Genomic DNA, 16,403 nt, shown 5'->3' with positions numbered 1-16,403 from the left:
CTGCTGTGAAGCTTGCCGCGCACGTCGCGCGGCAAGCCCCTGCTTTCGGTGGAGCATTGTCGTGAGTTCGAAAGTCGTAATCGTCGGCGGTGGCGTGATCGGCAGCTCGATTGCGTATTTTTTGCGTGCTTCGGACCCGACGGTGAGCGTCACCGTAATCGAACGCGATCCCACTTATGCGCGTTCGTCGTCGGCGTTGTCTGCCGCGTCGATCCGTCAGCAGTTCTCGACCCCGCTCTCGATCCAGATGTCGCTGTTCGGCATCGAGTTTCTGCGCTCCATCGGCGAGCGTCTCGAGATCGACGGTGCCAGGCCCTCCATCGATCTGCATGAAGGCGGCTACCTGTTCCTTGCCACGCCGGCCGGCGAGTCGACGCTGCGCGAAAATCACGCGCTGCAGAAAAGCCTGGGCGCCGATATCAGTCTGCTCGAGCGGGTGGAATTGCAGGCCCGTTTCCCGTGGCTCAATACCGAGGATCTGGTGGCGGGCGCTTACGGCGAGAGCGGCGAGGGCTGGTTCGACGGTTATGGCCTCGTGCAGGCCCTGCGCAAGAAGGCGCAGGCGCTCGGCACACGCTACGTGGCCGACGACGTGACAGCCTTGCAGCGCGACGGCAAGCGCGTCACGCAAGTCGTGACCGCCAGCGGCGAGACTTTCCCCTGCGACGTCGTGGTCAATGCGGCAGGCGCGTGGGCGCGCAAGATTGCGCAGATGATCGGCATCGACCTTCCGGTATTCGCACGCCGTCGCAGCATTTTCAACGTCAGCTCGCCCGCACATCTGGAAAACTGCCCGCTGCTGATCGATCCGAGCGGTGTCTATTTCCGCCCGGAAGGCAAATCGTTTATCTGCGGTACCTCGCCGAGCGCGGACAATGATCCCGACGATCTGCCGCTCGACGAAGTCGATCATGCGATATTCGACGAAGTGATCTGGCCAACGCTGGCGCATCGCGTGCCGCAATTTGAAGCGCTGCGCGTGCAGAACTGCTGGTCGGGCTACTACGAGTACAACGTGCTGGACCAGAACGCGATCATCGGCCCTCACCCGGATGTGACGAACTGCATCTTCGCCAACGGTTTCAGCGGACACGGCCTGCAACAGGGGCCCGCCACCGGGCGCGGCGTCAGCGAACTGATTTTGCATGGCCGCTATACGACACTGGATCTGTCGTCGCTCAACTTTGAGCGCCTGCTCGAAAACCGGCCGATTGTCGAAAAGAATGTGGTGTAGGCGCGCCTGTCGCGCTTGCATTGCCCGCCATCCTCCCGGTCCCTTCAGGTGGATGCAGTAGTTTGAACCCGGTCCCGTGCCGGGTTTTTTTCGTTCGGGCCGGGTGATTCCGAAAACTCAAAACGTAGTGATTAGATATCGTTTGCCGGGCGCAGCGTTGCTGACCACAATCGACGCTAGTTCCGTCTTCGGGCTTGGGGGCGCGACAGGCGCTTTAAGCCGCGCTTTGATCCGCGCGCCAGACCGAACTCCAGATCTGCCACCCCCACGCCGACCCCGCGCCGGCACACAACCACCACGACACCATGTACACCTTCACGCCTGCGTTCGAAGCACCGACTGGCTCGCCGATTCGTGAGCTGTTCAAGTACCTCGCTCAACCCGGCATGATTTCGTTTGCAGGCGGCTATCCGGCGAGCGATCTGTTCGACCGCGCGGGTCTCGACGCGGCGGCCGCACGTGCGTCGCAACACACCACGCTTTGTCTGCAGTACGGTCCAACCGACGGCCTGGCGGTTCTGAAAGAGGAGCTCGCGAAGCTAATGACGCACCGTGGCACGCCATGTACGCCGCAGGAATTGCTGGTGACGACGGGCTCGCAGCAAGGCTTCGATCTGCTGCTGCGGGTGCTGGTGGGCGCGGGGGATCTCGTGCTGGTCGAACAGCCGGCCTATCCGGCGACGCTGCAGGCGCTCAAGCTGCAACAGGCCGAGGTGGTGACGGTGCCGGTCGATCAGGACGGTCTCGACGTGGCCGCGCTGGCGGCTTTGCTTGAAGGCGGTACGCTCAAGCGCGTGCCGAAGCTGCTCTACACCGTACCCACCTTTGCGAATCCGACCGGCGCGACGCTCTCCTATGAGCGGCGCATTGCCTTGCTGAAGCTGGCGGCGCGCTATCAGTTTCTGGTGGTCGAAGACGATCCGTATGGCGATCTGCGTTTTGCCGGCGAGGCGTTGCCGTCGCTGCTCGCGTTGAGCGCCGAGGTGCCCGGCTCGCGCGACTGGCTGGTGCATTTCTCGAGTCTGTCGAAGATCGTGGCGCCGGGTTTGCGCGTGGGCTGGACAATCGCGCATGCCGAGATTCTGCGGCGTTGTGTGGTCGCTAAACAGACCGTGGACCTGTGCAGCTCACCCTGGACTCAGGCGATTGCAGCGGAGTATCTCGCGAGCAGCGCGCTTGAACAGCATCTGCCGCAGATCATCGCGGCCTACGCGCTGAAATGCACGACGCTGTGCGATGCGCTCGAGACTCATCTAAAGGATGCGATTACGTTGCACCGTCCGAGCGGCGGGATGTTCGTGTGGGGCCGGCTCAGCGGCGGACACGATGCGTCGGTGTATCTGAAGGCGTGTATCGAGCAGAACGTGATGTTCGTGCCGGGTGTTGCGTTCTATAAGGACAACGTCGACTTGGCGTCGTTGCGGTTGTCGTTTGCAGCGCCGGGTGTGAGCGATATCGAAGAAGGCGTATTGCGGCTCAAGCGTGCGCTGGAGATGCAGCAAGTTCAATAACCGGCCAGAGGAAGCGCGCTTGATTTCCACTCCCGTATTGATGATTGCATCGAACCACGCGCGACTACCCCATTATTCAGAATCCACTTAATCGGCCGGGAGTTTTCGGGAATCGGTCTGATTAAAATGCGGTTTAAAAAAATCATAAAGCATGTAATCATCGCGTGCACCGCTTAAACCAGAACCCGCTGCAGGACGCGAAATATTCAATCGGCATTGATTGACGTTGAATATTAAAGCCTATTGCATCTTCGAACATCGCCTTGCGTCCAGTAGGTACGGGCGGCGCTCGGAGCGGGCGGGCACCGGGGAAGAGGTCAATTAACAAATCGGGGGTTGTGAATAAAATGAACGCATCTAACGGCAAGCAGCCGCTTTTGAGCTACGACGGCAAGCTCGGTGAACTTTACGGAATTTTCATCAAGAATCTGCTGTTGCAGATCGTCACCCTGGGTATCTACCGTTTTTGGGCCACCACCAACACGCGTCGTTATGTCTGGTCGCGTGTGCAGTTTCAGGGGGAGCGTTTCGAATATACCGGCACGGGCGGCGAATTGTTCAAGGGTTTTCTTCTCGCGATCGCCACATTTTCCGGGGCGATCATCGGCGTGGTGATTCTCACCATGGTGCTGACGAAGCTGACTCACAGTGTCGTCTTGTCGTCCTTGCCCCTCGTGGCGCTGTATGTGTTTATCTTTATCGCGGCGGCCGGGGCTTTTTACAGTGCGCAGCGCTACCGTCTGAGCCGCACGCTCTGGTGCGGAATTCGCGGCGGTATGAGTGGCTCCGCGCTCGTCTACGGCGCGTATGTCCTGCTGTACGGCTTGCTGCTGGTCGTGACACTGGGGCAAATGGCCCCGTGGGTCACCATGCGTCTGACCGAGCGCCGTATCAACACCACCAGCTTCGGCAGCGAAACATTTCATTTCCAGGGCCGTGCACGTGAACTCTATGGTCCCTTTCTGGCGACGTTTGCAGGGATCATTGCGCTGGTCGTCGTGCTTGGTTTGATCTTTCTGAACAGCATCAAGCTGTTCTTTATGGTCATGGGACCGCTGCACGAAGGTGGCAAGGTGTCTGCGCAGGTGTTCATGCCGATGCTGGCCTTTTATCTGCTGCTGCTGGTCGGCTCGCTGCTGATCCAGTGCTTCTACCTTGCGCTGGTGACGCGCCATGTCACGGGCAATACCCGACTCGGCGAGCAGTTGCGCTTCGGCAGTACGCTGACAGGCGTTCGTCTCCTGGGCGTGCTGGCCGGCAATCTGGTCATTGTGTTCTGCACGTTGGGCCTGGGTTATCCGATTGCGCTGCAACGTGGGCTGCGGCTTCTCGCGGACACGCTGGTGGTCGAGGGCGCGCTTGATCCGCAGACCCTGGAGCAGAGCAACCAGCGGCCGCCGCGCACCGGTGAAGGCATGTTGAACCTTCTCGATCATGGTGGGGCGCTCTGAGCCTGGTCATCGTCACGCGCTACTACGACGGACGTAGCGCCGCCGCTCAGGTGGCGACGCTACGCTGGAGTCCCACGCATCTGGCAATCGCCGGGCCGTACGGCGAACTGGCCCGCTGGCCGCGCGAGCGCTTGCGGGTAGGCGAGCCGGACCCGGATGGTGTCGTCAGCGTGTCGTGCAAGGGCGAACCCGGACGTCTGCTGACGGCCGCAACTGCGCTCGCACCTGAGTGGCTGCCGCGCCGCAGGTCGTGGCGTGGTCTCGCTTGGGCAGCGGTCGGCGTGTTCGCGTTGCTGGCCGCGTTTGTCGTCGTGGTGCGCCTGCCGGCGGTCGCGGCGGCTTTCGTGCCGGCCAGTGCGGAGAACCGGCTCGGCGAAGCGTTCGAACCGCTGGTGGTGGGGAATCGCCGCATCTGCCGCAACGAGACGGGCCAGCGCGCGCTCGAGCAACTGGAGGCGCGTCTCGCACACGCAGCGGGCGTGTCGCAACCGGTTCACCTGTTGGTGATCGACAACGCCTCGGTTAATGCACTGACCTTGCCTGGCGGGCGTCTCGTCGTCATGCGCGGCCTGATCGATCGCGTCGAAAATGGCGATCAACTGGCCGGCGTGCTAGCCCATGAAACCGGGCATATTGCGAGCCGCGACCCGCTGCAGGGGATGTTTCGCCGAGCCGGCATCGGCCTCGCGAGCGCGATGCTTGGCTTCAATGGCTGGGATGTCGATATGTCGTCGCTGGCGGGCCAACTCGTCGGCCTTTCGTATAGCCGCAAGATGGAGAGCGCAGCGGACGCGCATGGCGTTGCTTATCTGCATGCGAGCGGGTTGCGCAGTGACGGGCTGGCCAGCTTTTTCGCGCTGATGGCAAAGCGTGAAGGCAACGGTGGTGGGGCGGTCGATTTTTTGTCCGACCATCCGCCTACCATCGAGCGCGAGCAGCAGAACCAGGGCTCGCCGAATGGCGAGCATGCGTTGACGGCCGAGCAATGGCAGGCCGTGCGGCAGATGTGTGAGAAGCGCTGAGGGCAGCTGGCGCCATGCTCCCTAAATGTGATGCCGGGCGTGCATGGGGGCGAAATCCAATGCGCTCAAGCACTTGCGTAAGGCGTGCTCAGGATATCCACAGCCTTGCCAACATTATCTGTTGATAACCTGGCCGCGTTTGCGGGCCTATTGCCTTGTTGCAAGCACGGCATTCAATCCCAACCCGATCAAACACTTGGGTTACGAGTCCGCAGGATATCCACAGGCTTGCGAACAAAAAGTGGGGATAACTCCAGGCGACGCGCGGCATAGTTCCTGCGCAATGCCTCGTCTTCAGGGGACATCGCTTCTCCGGCAACCGGTCGCTGGATCGGGTCTCAAGCAAATTGAAAAAGAGTGCCGGCCGTAACCGGCACCAGAAAAGCCCTGGCCTATGAGGGAACAAGCTGTCTGCCAGGGCCCTGAGATTGCTGTACGCGCCAGACCGTGAACGAGTGGCTCCCTGGCGCTCGTTCAGGCTTTCTTCCGTGCCGGTGACGCACACGGGTTCACGCCACGCGTGCGCCGGATTTTTGAGCGGGCGGTCGATATGTAAAACGTATCCGGTCAGGCTGCCTCATGAATGCTTAGTCATGCGAAATGATTAAGCCACTCTGTAAGAGATCAACTCCGTTAGGCACAGCGGGAGTGTCGCCCAACACTTGCAAATATGCAAGTGTTGTTTGTTCAAACAATGGGCTTGAAAGATAGCTGTAACAGATACAATTGAAGAATTGGGCGACGAGGTGGTATGTCTTGGTGTCTGCCCAGATATGCGAATCGCTTCGATCGCAAGGCTCTAGCACTTAATCCAGGTTATGAAATCCGAGTCTTTTATTCTTATCGATCGCATATGCGCACTTATGCGCCAGCTCGAAATATCAGATGCGGAACTTGCACGCCAGATAGGCGTTCCGCAAGGCACTGTCAGCCGCATTTTATCCGGCGAGACAAAAGATCCGCGGATTAGTACGGTGGCGGCTATTGCCCGTGTTCTGGGCACGACGGTCGATTACCTTGTTGGCAGTGCCGATCTCAATACCATCCCGCTTCTCGATTGGAATGAAATCATTCATTTCACGAAGTTTGGTATTGACGACTCTATTCCGAGGGAGCGAATTAGCACTTCCGAGCCAGCTGCAGAGGGAAGTTTCGCAGTAAAAACAACCCCTTCGATGGCACCCCGGTATCGAAACGGTTCAATTATTATTGTTCAACCATCCAGTTTTTACCGCGATTTCCAGGTTGCAATCGTCTCTTTCGCTGGTGGGGATCCTGCTGTACGACGCTTGATCAAGGATGGTTCAACTTTACTCTTCAAGAAGCTTGATGATTCACCTTCCATCCCACCGGTGCCTCACTCACCAGGCGATGTAATCATCGGTGTCGTGACTGAAGCCCGGATGGTGGAGTAATTGCTCGCTATTCGGCGAGCGAAAACGGATTAAAGATAGTATTTACATCGTAGTAATCGATCTGGTCTCGCTTCTTCAGGTGGCTGGAAACCTTTATCACAAATGGTAGCAGGGCAAGTTCATACGTGAATTTAACTGCGATTTGCACTGCAATAATTGCGAGAATCTCCTTGCCGCTGAGCACTCCCCAAAACAGGATTGAGCAAAAAAGTGTGCTATCAAGGCTTACAGCCAGTCCCGTGCTTTTGAGAATTCTGTGGGAAAGTCGTTTTCCGTGATTTGATACCTTTAATTTTGCCAGCAGGGTGGAGTTTAGGAATTCACTAAAAAAATAGGCAATTGACGAAGCAAAGAATGTCCGGACATACCCGGAAAAAAGCCCCTCGTACGCCTTGACGCTGATTCCCGTATGAGCGGCCCAAACAGGGGACGTTGGCAAGAGTGAAACCAGCCAGACCCCGAGCACAAGCAACGAGTTTGCGGCAAGCCCGCCCCAGATTACCAGGCGGCTCACATGAAATCCGTAGACTTCGGTCAGGATCGTGCTGAAAGCAAAGGTCGCGGGAAACAATATCAGGGCCGCAGGAAACTGGATGGTTGCTACCTGACCCAGAATTCGCCACGGCAATGTCACCTCAGATATCCGGAACGCAGTCATGTTGGACATCATGAGGAAGCAAACGAACAGGATAGTGATAAGCACCACCGACTCCGTCAGCCGGTGTTTCTTCCTTGGGAAGTGCTTGATCGAAACGTTCCCGTCTCCGTATGAGGCGGCGTTCAAGAACGCAATATATGCAACGTCCTCAGCAGAAAAGCAAGGCAGCCACTCTTTTGTATAGAGATCTTTCGGTCGCGTCACAAAGGAGACACCGGATCCGATGACCTTGACGCGCAAGGTCAGTTGCTCAACCTCTCCGGGCTCGATAACACCCACTATCTCATGTGTGCTTGTCGTATTCATTGGCGAATCAGTCGAGGGTTGGTAATTTCCGGGCTCTTTGTGGAACGGACCGGATTGATATCAAGGCCGCCACGCCGCGTGTACCTTGCACCCACTGTCAAACTCGTAGGGCTGCAGCGTCGCATAATATCGATGAATATCCTTTCTACGCAGTGTTCGTGGAATTCATGGTGTTCGCGAAACGAAATGACGTAACGAAGCAGACCTTCCCTGGAGATCTTGTTGCCTTTGTATTTGACCCAGACGCTTCCCCAGTCAGGTTGGCCGGTAACCAGGCAATTCGATTTTAGTAGATTCGAGTAAAGCGTTTCTTCCACCGCGGAATCAGTCTCGACTTCGAGATAGTCCGGATTCAGAGCAAACCCTTCGACATCAATCTCGTTTTCATCAACGCAAATGCCTTCGAGGGGTGAAATAATGCGATGCGCATGACTTTGAAGGGGTTGAATGGAAACCGACGCGTTTGCCCTCAGTCTTGACGACAAATCGTCTTCGATGGTCTTCTGCAGCAAATCCGTGTTTGCAAAACGCGAATTATTCAAGCTGTTGAAATAGAGTTTCATCGATTTCGATTCGATGATGAACTCCGAATCGCACGGATACACAATCTGTGCAGTCGCTACATGCGGTTTGCCTCGCGCATCGAGCCACGATACTTCGTAATGGTTCCATAAATCATGCCCGACGAAAGGGAGATTCTCTGTCAGACCCAATTCATCTCTCTGGGCTTTACGAGGGATGGCGTAGAGCCTTTCGGGGTTGTAGTGAGATTCGTAAACTGAAACCTTACCCAATTCCATAGTGTTCCTTGCGTTCGTCAACTATTACCAACGACCTTTTCCGACGGCGCGTGCATGCACGATCCACGTGGCGCAAAGCTCATTCGCGAACCGGCAGCCGAATATGGCGGTCCCTATGGGTTTATCTTCGCTTCGTCGTGAAGGTATTTGCAGAGAATTCGATAGATCGTCCGAGTTCTCCGATGCGCCATAGATCAGTGTGTCGCATGGGCCTGGGCGATTCTGCTGCGTTTGTAATCTAGCCCAAGTCCCTGCATGACGACACCTATCAACGTTGCTAGGCGAGCCGTTTGACATACTCCTTGTTTTAAGCCTGAATCAGCAGCGACATGCAATGAGCATTGTGTGCATGCCAATACGCCCCACAGAGGGAGTGGGTTGCAAAAGGTTGTCGGCAGAGAATCTGACACGGATAGCCGATCTTCTGGTTATCGTCACCCGCGGGTCTGAGTGTCTGGTAGGTCTATTCATACTTTCCTACGAACCTTGGCGACTGCATCGAAAGCATCTTTTGTCGAGACGAATGGAATCTGTAATTTTAAGAATTATCGTATAGCTGGAATGGAAGGCTCCTTATAGGGTGCTTGGACTTCAAACAAGTAAAACCAATAAGGAGGGCTATGAAAAACAACCGAGTTACAGAGAGTTCAGCAGGCATGGTGGAGCGCCTCCTCGCGGCATTCATGCTGCTGATGCTCGCGTTTGGAGCCAACGCGGCCGACTGCAACGCACTCTATGCGGCGACCGGCGCAGTGCCAGGTTCGCCGACCTGCCGGTGGGGCGTTTAGGGGCGCGTGCCGGGCAGTATGGCGAACTACGCGTGCATCAACACGTGGTCCCTGATCGACGCGTGGTGCGCGACACCAACTACGGAAGAGCCCGAATCGAGCTGTCCTGTCGCCGACCCGGTCTATCCGGGCAATGGCGCTGTCACCCTGACTGAAGCGGACTTTGTCAGCGGCGACGACATTCCGATGCTGTTCACCCGGACCTACCGATCCAGGTCACTAGGCAATTCCGCTACGGCGATGGGACCAGTCTGGTTCCATAGCTGGCAGCGCAACCTGGGACTCGCGAATGCCAACAGCGGTAGCTCGTCCAAAGTACTTGCGTTTCGCGAGAACGGTGAGCCTGTCACGTTCAACTGGTCAGCCGGCATTTGGCGTACAGCTGGCTTTACCGGCCTTGCACTGGCACAGAGCGGCTCCGGATGGACGCTGACCGATCTCAAGACCGATACCGTCGAATCGTATTCGGCCCAAGGCGTGCTGCTTTCTGAGGTGACGAAGACAGGATTTGTCCGAACATTAACCTATGGTAGCTCAGGACTGCTGGCCACAATCACGCAGCACGCAGTGGGTACGGACGCGAACTACGACATCACGCTTCGCCTCGACTATGACGATAAGAACCGCCCGGCGCGCCTGAGCGACCCCCTGGGTCGCATGACGCAGTACGGATATGACGCGAATGGCAATCTTGTTTCTGTTACCTGGCCCGATGGTTATGTACACCGCTATGTCTACGACGACGCGCGTTTCAAGAATGCTCTGACGGGCGAGATCGATGAGGCGGATAACCGCATTGCGACGTGGAGCTACGATGCCCAAGAACGCGCGGTGGGAGTCAGTCATCCGAATGTCACGCAAAATGTTCAGTTGGCCTATAACACCGGCTCGACCGTCATTACCGGTCGAAAAGGCGCCACTACGCTGAATTTGTCGTCGGTTGGCGGGATGCTTCGGCCTACCGGGACCACCTCTGCGGCGGGCAATAGCAGCTCTGCGTGGGATGCGTCGGGAAATCTGCAGAAGGACGCTGACGCAAGCGGCGGCACTTCTGAGTACAGCTACGACGATGCGAGCCGGCCAGTTCGGGCGACCGTGAAAAGCGCGACGGGTACGTCGATATCCACGATCCGTTACGCCGATGGGACGAGTTTGCGTCCTTCGATGATTGCGTCGCCGAACTTGATTCAGGCTTTCGTGTATGACGCGAGCGGCAACACGACCGGGGTGAGCGAGACACCGACTACTGATCTAACTGGCGCCAGCGCATTCGAAGCCGGAAAGGCGGATGGGGTCACGATCGCGTATGGGATGACCTATGACGCAACGAACAGGCTCTCGTTCGTTCAACAGATGGCCGATGGGAAGGTCGCTGGCCAGTGGATGGTCACACGCGATTCAACGGGTAACGCCTTTGCGATCATCGCACTAGGAACGCCTCAGAAAGCCACGGAGATGATCACGCGGGATGCCGCCCATCGCGCGCTGCAGGGTTATAACCCGACGGGTGATTTCAGCTTGCGCTACGACCGGCGCGGACGAATTGATCTCTTCAAGTTCAATGAATATGCGAGTCCGGCGAACGGTGGTGTGCGACGCGTTTTCAAGGTCAGGTTCGGCTATTCACCCGACGGCCAGGTTGTGTCGCGTAACGCCACGGTTGCGAATAACGGCAGCATTCTCGACCTGAACGACGGCTCGGATATTCCGATCAGCAGCGACGAGACCAATCAGTGGATCGATAACTACAACTACGGTGACTCTCCAGTCGGGCCGCCCGCCAACCTCCAGGGCGCGAGCCGCTTGCTGGGCGATAACTTGCTGGGCACGTCGACCGTATGCAGCGGCTGTCACTTTTCGGCGGGACTGATTGACGGAACTGTACGCGGTATCGTGATTGTCTACCGGCTTTTGCAGAACCCGGTAGTCAGATACGGCATCGGTCAGGGTGCAAGGAAGGTCGCGGAAAACTGGGAGCGCATCAAGGAGATGTGCAAGCCCGCCGCGGAGACGGAGGTGGACGGGATTCCGCCGGGGCGGGTCACTTCGGAATGGAGAGATGCAACAGAAGGATTTAGCGTCCGCAATGTCGAGACGGACGTAACGAAAGTTGAGTTCGAGGCAAATATGCGCAATGAGGGTTGGGCGCAGACGCTAAGCAAGGACGGCAAAACCGATATTTTCAGAAAGGGCGATCTCAAGTACACAGTGCGAGACGAGTCGAGGTCCGGTGGTCCTACGGCCGAGTATTTTCCCAATGGTGCAGACAAGGCCACGGTTAAAATTCGATTGGATAAACCTCAAGGTGGTACGCAATGACCCAACTAGATTACATCCGCGATCTAGCGTCGTTCACGGCTCTACGGAATCGCGCGAATGCGGGCGTTCAGTTGCTTGCGAGCAAGCCGCGCGATGAGTTGCTCTACTTCGATCCAATCGATATCGCGACGCAAAAATTCTTCGACCTTATACAGACGCTGCTGGCGTTCGAGGGCAGGAGCGACTTCGCGACATTGATTCTGAAGCCAGATCCGTTGAATTACTTTCACCATCACTTTGGCAAATATCCGGGCTTCGTTCACGGCAGAGAAAACACCGATGAGGAGTTTTTCCACTTCATGATGCAGGATCCCGGCGACAGTCCAGCCGATGCGCTTGGAGTGAATCATGAACACTATGTGCTCTTGCCAGTTGATGGTGACTGGATTGCTTTTGGTGACAGGTCGTGGGATGTCGGGGTGTTCTATGGTCCACCAGATATCATGGAATGTGCAAGGCGTTTTTACCCATTCTTCATCACAGCTCCGAATGGCTTCCGGATTGAGCCGTAGTCAATGGCCGGCGGCGCTAAGCGCGCCGGCCTGATGGATCGCCCACATCAGCAAAGAGTACACACGAGTTCGCTCCGTTGAGGCCAAGGCGATTGATCAACGGAGCGGGGATCATTCTCCGTTGATACCCCACCTACCCCACCCGCAAGTGCTGCAGCAGCGCAAACCCATGCACGCCATGCAGCCACACATGGCCGGCCACAAACCACGCCGCGATCCACGAAGCCCCCACCACGAGCAAATCGCAGTGGCCGCTATTCCACCAGTTAAGCGAGTGACGTCCGACGATCCACGGCACGCCTAGCGGATTAGGCCAGTCCGCGAGCAGATGCATCAACCCGCCGCAAGCGAACCCAAACGCGAGCGCAGCGAGCGGATGATGATGCCCAAGCCATCGATAAGAAGAGACCAGCAGCACGATCCACCCAATACCCCAATGCGTGACTGTGCGATGCGTGATCCAAAGGCGCCGCTTGCGCGACCACCACGCCACCTCCATCCAGTCCGGAGCTGTACCGCCCGCCACCGCAGCGACGAAACTCAGCAACACCCATAGATGAAAAGGACCGCCTGCGTTGCAGCGCGCAACGATAGCTGCGGCGATGACGCCGGCTGCGAAGCCGGTAGCGTGATGTGCTTTGTTTGATGCCATCGAGAGGAACGCACGGCGCCACACGCGCCGCCGAAAGGAATACAAAGGGCGGTTATGTTCGCAGATGCCCGCGCAAAAAGACAGCGCCGCGCGTGTCGAAACATGCGCGGCGCTGGAGATTCAATCATCAAGCGACGCGCTTGATGCTCAACACTCAGATGAAACGCTCAGACCCAACGCCTCGCGCCTACGTCGCGCAGCGCGCGATATCGAAGCGCATTTCCGGTTCCGGTGGATCGTCCGGTGCGTTCGCGGGCCGCATCACCTTGATCTGCGAGCCGGAGTTGACCGGTGTCAGCGTCACAAAGTAAGCGGTATTGGAATCCGAGCCGACCGCCAGTTCGGTCGCGCCGCCCACGGACGACGCCCGTACGCGCGACAGACGGCTTTCGAGGCACTCGGTAATATCAGCGGTGGTTCGCGCCGAGGTGACGAACACCATTGGTTGCGAGGCGTCTTGCGTGGGGCCTGATGAACCACAGGCAGCCAGCGCGAGAGCAACGGGTGCGAGCAAGAGAAGTTTTTTCATGATCGGATCGTCGGTGTTCCCGATCGGACGCGGGAACAGGGGCACGGGCGGAACAGGGTGCTCCGCGACGAAGCCGCCGGTCGACCGCGACGAGTACTTCAGATGAAGCTCGCCGCATGGAAGACGGCTTGACCCAGTATACCTGCGCGTGCATGAAGATTCGATGTTTGCGCATCGCTTCGATGCATAAAAAAACGCGCGCGTGATTGTGTCACGCGCGCGTTTTTCAACAGACCGGATCGGTCGATCCGGCCTGCAGCTTCATTAGAAGCGGTGACGCAGACCGACGGTCGCTGCCACCTGGTTGCCGGTCGACGACGGCGACAGCGTGTTGATCATCGCGACGTTCGCGCTGCCATCGCCGAGTTGGCCCGACGCGTGCTGGTACACGCCTTCCACGTAGACGTCGGTGCGCTTGCTGAGGGAGTAGTCAGCTTGCAGCGAAACCGTATGCCACTTCGGATCGCCCGAAGTCGTGCCGCCCGTGACCTTGCCGTCCGTGAACGTGTACGCTGCGTTCAGGCTCAGCGCCGGAGTCAGTGCGTACTTGCCGTTGACTTCATAGTTGTCGAGGTGCAGGTTCGTACCCGTCGGCACCGTAAAGCCCACGCCGTTCTGGCCGCCGGCGATCAGGTTGTTGTCTTGCGTGTGAGTCCACAGCAAGCCGACCGTAGCCGGACCGTACGAGTAGTTCGCGCCCACGCCATAGGTGCGTTGCAGTGCCGCCGTCAGGTTGGCATTGTTGCCGTCGCCTGCCGAGACTGCGCCGCCCGAGTTCGAGCTGCCCAGCGAATTGTTCAGTTGCAGGTAAGCAGCAGCAACATTCAGCGGACCGTTGTTGTACGAAGCGCCGGCGCTCCATGCACGGTTGTTGGCGAACTGGCCAGCGTCATTGCTGAAGCCGTACAGGCCGCCGAAGCGCAGACCCGCGTAGTTGGCGCTCTGGTACTTGACGGCGTTCTTGATCGAGAACGAGTTGTCCAGATTGTCGTTGTCGAACGGGTGAGCGGCCAGGTTGTTGCCGTAGCCCGAACCTGCTTCCGACAGCGGGCCGAGATAGTCGACCACGGAGTCATATTGACGGCCGAGGGTCAGCGTGCCGTACTGGTCGCTTTGCAGGCCGACGAAAGCCTGACGGTTGAACATCGTGTTGCTTTCAGCGAACTTGCCGTTGTTCAGGTTGAAGCCGCTTTCCAACGTGAAGATGGCATGCAGGCCGCCGCCGAGGTCTTCGCTGCCGCGCAGGCCGAAGTACGTATCCGAGACCGTGCCGCTACCTTGTTGCCAGTTGTTGTGGCCACCCTGGTTGTTCGTATAGACCAGACCAGCGTCCAGCGTGCCGTACAACGTGACGCTGCTTTGTGCGTGAGCGTTGATGGCGAACGCGCCCATGATGCCCGCGACGATGAGGGTTTTTTTCATGCTTCTTTAACTCCGAGTCAGTCCGTAGAGAATCGCCTTGCAGGGCTTAATGCCGATACCGCCGGCCGCCTGAGGATTCGCAGCGAAGTGTATTCCCTCTGATAAATTGATTAACCCTATCTCGCGCAACAATGCTTTCCTGAATCAGGAATGCTGGATTTGATTTCCGTAAGTGCAAGTAAATAAAGCGATTTTGGATTTGAATTTAGAGATGGAGCGGTGTGTCAACCGTTTTGGTTGTTGCACACGCGCGACGCCCGGCCCTGGCGGCTGAGCCGATTAATTAAAAGGGCCGCAACGATAAGATTTCGATTATTCAGTTTCCTGGAAGACACTATTCCAGTTATTGCGGTGATTACCTCGGGTTACTCGCTTTACAATTCGGTTCACCCCTTGACCAAGGGTGTCTTTTTCATCTGTTTATACGCGGCCCTCGGGCCGCGTTTTTTTATTCTGTATTAGATTCGATTATAAGTTCCAAGTAATCCAGAAAAATATTTTTCTACAAACAGAAATAATCGGCAGCCCTGGCTGTTTGGCGTAGGCCGTCCCTGGGGCCAGCGCGGACGGGTAGAATCCAGCCCTTGTGCTGATGAATCTGTTCCGAACCTGAGCGACCCTGCAATGACCGATACGCCCCTTCCTTCGCCCGACACCGCTGCCGATTCCGCGACGGAAGACCTTCCCGAAGTGCCCGAGACCCTGCACGAGGCGCGTTTGTGGCGCGACGACGGCTGGACGGCGCGCGTCATCAAGAATGAAGACGACGACGGCTGGGCGGTGGAGATGATCAAGGACGGGGAGCCGGAGCCGGCGCTGGTCGGTCCTTGGACGATGGGGCGTGACAAGAAGAATCCGAAGCCGCTCGATACCGGGGCTTTCAATACGCTGGTGAAGACCGCGTCGGAGGTATTGCGCCGTCACGAACAGCAACTGCACGCCATGCTGCACAAGCGTGTGACCGTGGATTCGCCTTCCGGCGACGGTGAACTGGAGATCACGCTGGACATCGTGCCGAGCGAGGACGATCCTTACGCGCTGCTGAGCGCGTTCGACGCCTTCGGCGAGCAGCTCGCGCAGGTGAAAGTAGCGCCCAACTTCAAGCTGGGTAAGGTGAACGCCGCCGCTTGGGTGGAAAACGGCTTTCGCCGTCCAGGCTAATACTGAAACGGAAGGCTCTGCCGCGGCGCGTCCACGCGCCTCAATTGCGCTTGCAGAAAATCGCCGTGATATGCGGTCCGACGTGATGCACGATGGCCGTGCTGCCAGCCTGCGTCACTGCATTCTGCACACTGGTGTCGCTACCGAACACCACGGCGCCGTAAGCTGAATTGGCGAGCGGTTCACCGTCGCCGGTCTTGAACATCGGATCGTCCTTCTCGAAGCCGACCACCGCAAACACATGAAAACCGAAGGCGCTCAGATCGGCACCCTTGGCGGGGCGGAATGCATTGATCGAGTTGCTTTCCACGCGCATCGGGGTCGGATCGATCAGTTGCTGCTGGGCGAGGTCCGCAATGAACTGATGACCCGATTCGTCGCAGGCCAGCGGCGCGTCGAGCGCGGTGGCGTGACACGCAAGCGGCAGCGCGGCGGCCGCCAGGGCGAGGAGTGCGGAAGAAAAAACGTGCTTCATAAGCTTCTGAGTCGCGTATACACAATGGCAGGTGCGCAGCGGGGCAGCACGGGAAAAGCCGCCACGCCGGGTTGTCCATCGGGATTACGCGGCGTTACAGGCGTAACAGGATTCGCACTTTACCAACCTTCGAGGATTCTTGCTTCAA

At 57.8% G+C, this 16,403-nt stretch carries 15 protein-coding genes; 9 read left to right on the top strand and 6 right to left on the bottom strand.

Annotation, left to right across the window (positions count from 1 at the left end; genetic code table 11):
* Nucleotides 1-61 precede the first annotated feature (61 nt).
* From BLQ92_RS28065 to BLQ92_RS28045, 5 genes are all read left to right on the top strand, one after another.
* Nucleotides 62-1,234 (top strand): NAD(P)/FAD-dependent oxidoreductase, encoded by a 1,173-nt coding sequence (locus BLQ92_RS28065; RefSeq protein WP_090689379.1) that lies wholly within the window; start codon nucleotides 62-64, stop codon nucleotides 1,232-1,234.
* Between the two features lie 305 nt (nucleotides 1,235-1,539).
* On the top strand, nucleotides 1,540-2,745 hold the full coding sequence (locus BLQ92_RS28060) for an aminotransferase-like domain-containing protein (protein ID WP_090689376.1): 1,206 nt from the start codon (nucleotides 1,540-1,542) through the stop codon (nucleotides 2,743-2,745).
* Nucleotides 2,746-3,092: 347 nt separating this feature from the next.
* A complete protein-coding gene (locus BLQ92_RS28055; protein ID WP_090689372.1) occupies nucleotides 3,093-4,196 on the top strand; it encodes a YjgN family protein in 1,104 nt (367 codons plus the stop codon).
* Nucleotides 4,193-5,218 carry a M48 family metallopeptidase gene (locus BLQ92_RS28050; protein ID WP_090689369.1) on the top strand — a complete coding sequence of 342 codons (1,026 nt, stop codon included), beginning with the start codon at nucleotides 4,193-4,195 and terminating at the stop codon, nucleotides 5,216-5,218. The genes BLQ92_RS28055 and BLQ92_RS28050 overlap by 4 nt, the downstream gene beginning before the upstream one ends.
* 863 nt (nucleotides 5,219-6,081) lie before the next feature.
* Nucleotides 6,082-6,633 carry an XRE family transcriptional regulator gene (locus tag BLQ92_RS28045; RefSeq protein WP_175772946.1) on the top strand — a complete coding sequence of 184 codons (552 nt, stop codon included), beginning with the start codon at nucleotides 6,082-6,084 and terminating at the stop codon, nucleotides 6,631-6,633.
* Nucleotides 6,634-6,640: 7 nt separating this feature from the next.
* Here BLQ92_RS28045 and BLQ92_RS28040 read toward each other — a convergent pair whose 3' ends face one another.
* Nucleotides 6,641-7,597 (bottom strand): VUT family protein, encoded by a 957-nt coding sequence (locus tag BLQ92_RS28040; protein WP_090689363.1) that lies wholly within the window; start codon nucleotides 7,595-7,597, stop codon nucleotides 6,641-6,643.
* Complete coding sequence (gene queF / locus BLQ92_RS28035) at nucleotides 7,594-8,397, bottom strand: NADPH-dependent 7-cyano-7-deazaguanine reductase QueF (RefSeq protein ID WP_090689361.1); 804 nt, start codon at nucleotides 8,395-8,397, stop codon at nucleotides 7,594-7,596. The genes BLQ92_RS28040 and queF overlap by 4 nt, the downstream gene beginning before the upstream one ends.
* Before the next feature lie 620 nt (nucleotides 8,398-9,017).
* Between queF and BLQ92_RS40800 the strand changes: the two genes are divergently transcribed.
* Genes BLQ92_RS40800 through BLQ92_RS28025 form a run of 3 tightly spaced genes read left to right on the top strand, consistent with a single transcriptional unit; the run spans nucleotide 9,018 to nucleotide 12,016 of the window.
* Entirely contained in the window at nucleotides 9,018-9,185 is a 168-nt protein-coding gene (locus tag BLQ92_RS40800; RefSeq protein ID WP_244106459.1) for a hypothetical protein, read from the top strand.
* An 18-nt stretch (nucleotides 9,186-9,203) separates the two neighbouring features.
* On the top strand, nucleotides 9,204-11,504 hold the full coding sequence (locus BLQ92_RS28030; protein ID WP_244106461.1) for a DUF6531 domain-containing protein: 2,301 nt from the start codon (nucleotides 9,204-9,206) through the stop codon (nucleotides 11,502-11,504).
* Complete coding sequence (locus tag BLQ92_RS28025; protein ID WP_090689358.1) at nucleotides 11,501-12,016, top strand: hypothetical protein; 516 nt, start codon at nucleotides 11,501-11,503, stop codon at nucleotides 12,014-12,016. Before BLQ92_RS28030 ends, BLQ92_RS28025 begins: the two co-directional genes overlap by 4 nt.
* 133 nt (nucleotides 12,017-12,149) lie before the next feature.
* Here BLQ92_RS28025 and BLQ92_RS28020 read toward each other — a convergent pair whose 3' ends face one another.
* From BLQ92_RS28020 to BLQ92_RS28010, 3 genes are all read right to left on the bottom strand, one after another.
* Nucleotides 12,150-12,668, bottom strand: coding sequence for a metal-dependent hydrolase (locus BLQ92_RS28020; RefSeq protein ID WP_090689356.1), 519 nt, complete (start codon nucleotides 12,666-12,668; stop codon nucleotides 12,150-12,152).
* A 187-nt stretch (nucleotides 12,669-12,855) separates the two neighbouring features.
* On the bottom strand, nucleotides 12,856-13,197 hold the full coding sequence (locus tag BLQ92_RS28015; protein ID WP_090689611.1) for a sugar ABC transporter ATPase: 342 nt from the start codon (nucleotides 13,195-13,197) through the stop codon (nucleotides 12,856-12,858).
* A 264-nt stretch (nucleotides 13,198-13,461) separates the two neighbouring features.
* The gene (locus tag BLQ92_RS28010) at nucleotides 13,462-14,619 is read right to left on the bottom strand and encodes a porin (protein ID WP_090689353.1); all 1,158 of its coding nucleotides are present in this window, start codon (nucleotides 14,617-14,619) and stop codon (nucleotides 13,462-13,464) included.
* A 624-nt stretch (nucleotides 14,620-15,243) separates the two neighbouring features.
* Here BLQ92_RS28010 and BLQ92_RS28005 point away from each other — a divergent pair.
* Nucleotides 15,244-15,780 carry a hypothetical protein gene (locus BLQ92_RS28005; protein WP_090689351.1) on the top strand — a complete coding sequence of 179 codons (537 nt, stop codon included), beginning with the start codon at nucleotides 15,244-15,246 and terminating at the stop codon, nucleotides 15,778-15,780.
* Nucleotides 15,781-15,820: 40 nt separating this feature from the next.
* On the opposite strand, the gene BLQ92_RS28000 is transcribed toward BLQ92_RS28005, so the two are convergent.
* Nucleotides 15,821-16,255, bottom strand: coding sequence for a hypothetical protein (locus BLQ92_RS28000; RefSeq protein ID WP_090689348.1), 435 nt, complete (start codon nucleotides 16,253-16,255; stop codon nucleotides 15,821-15,823).
* Between the last annotated feature and the right edge of the window lie 148 nt (nucleotides 16,256-16,403).

Source organism: Paraburkholderia phenazinium (assembly GCF_900100735.1).
GTDB classification, from domain to species: Bacteria; Pseudomonadota; Gammaproteobacteria; order Burkholderiales; family Burkholderiaceae; genus Paraburkholderia; species Paraburkholderia phenazinia.
This window is presented reverse-complemented; position numbering and strand designations above follow the sequence as displayed.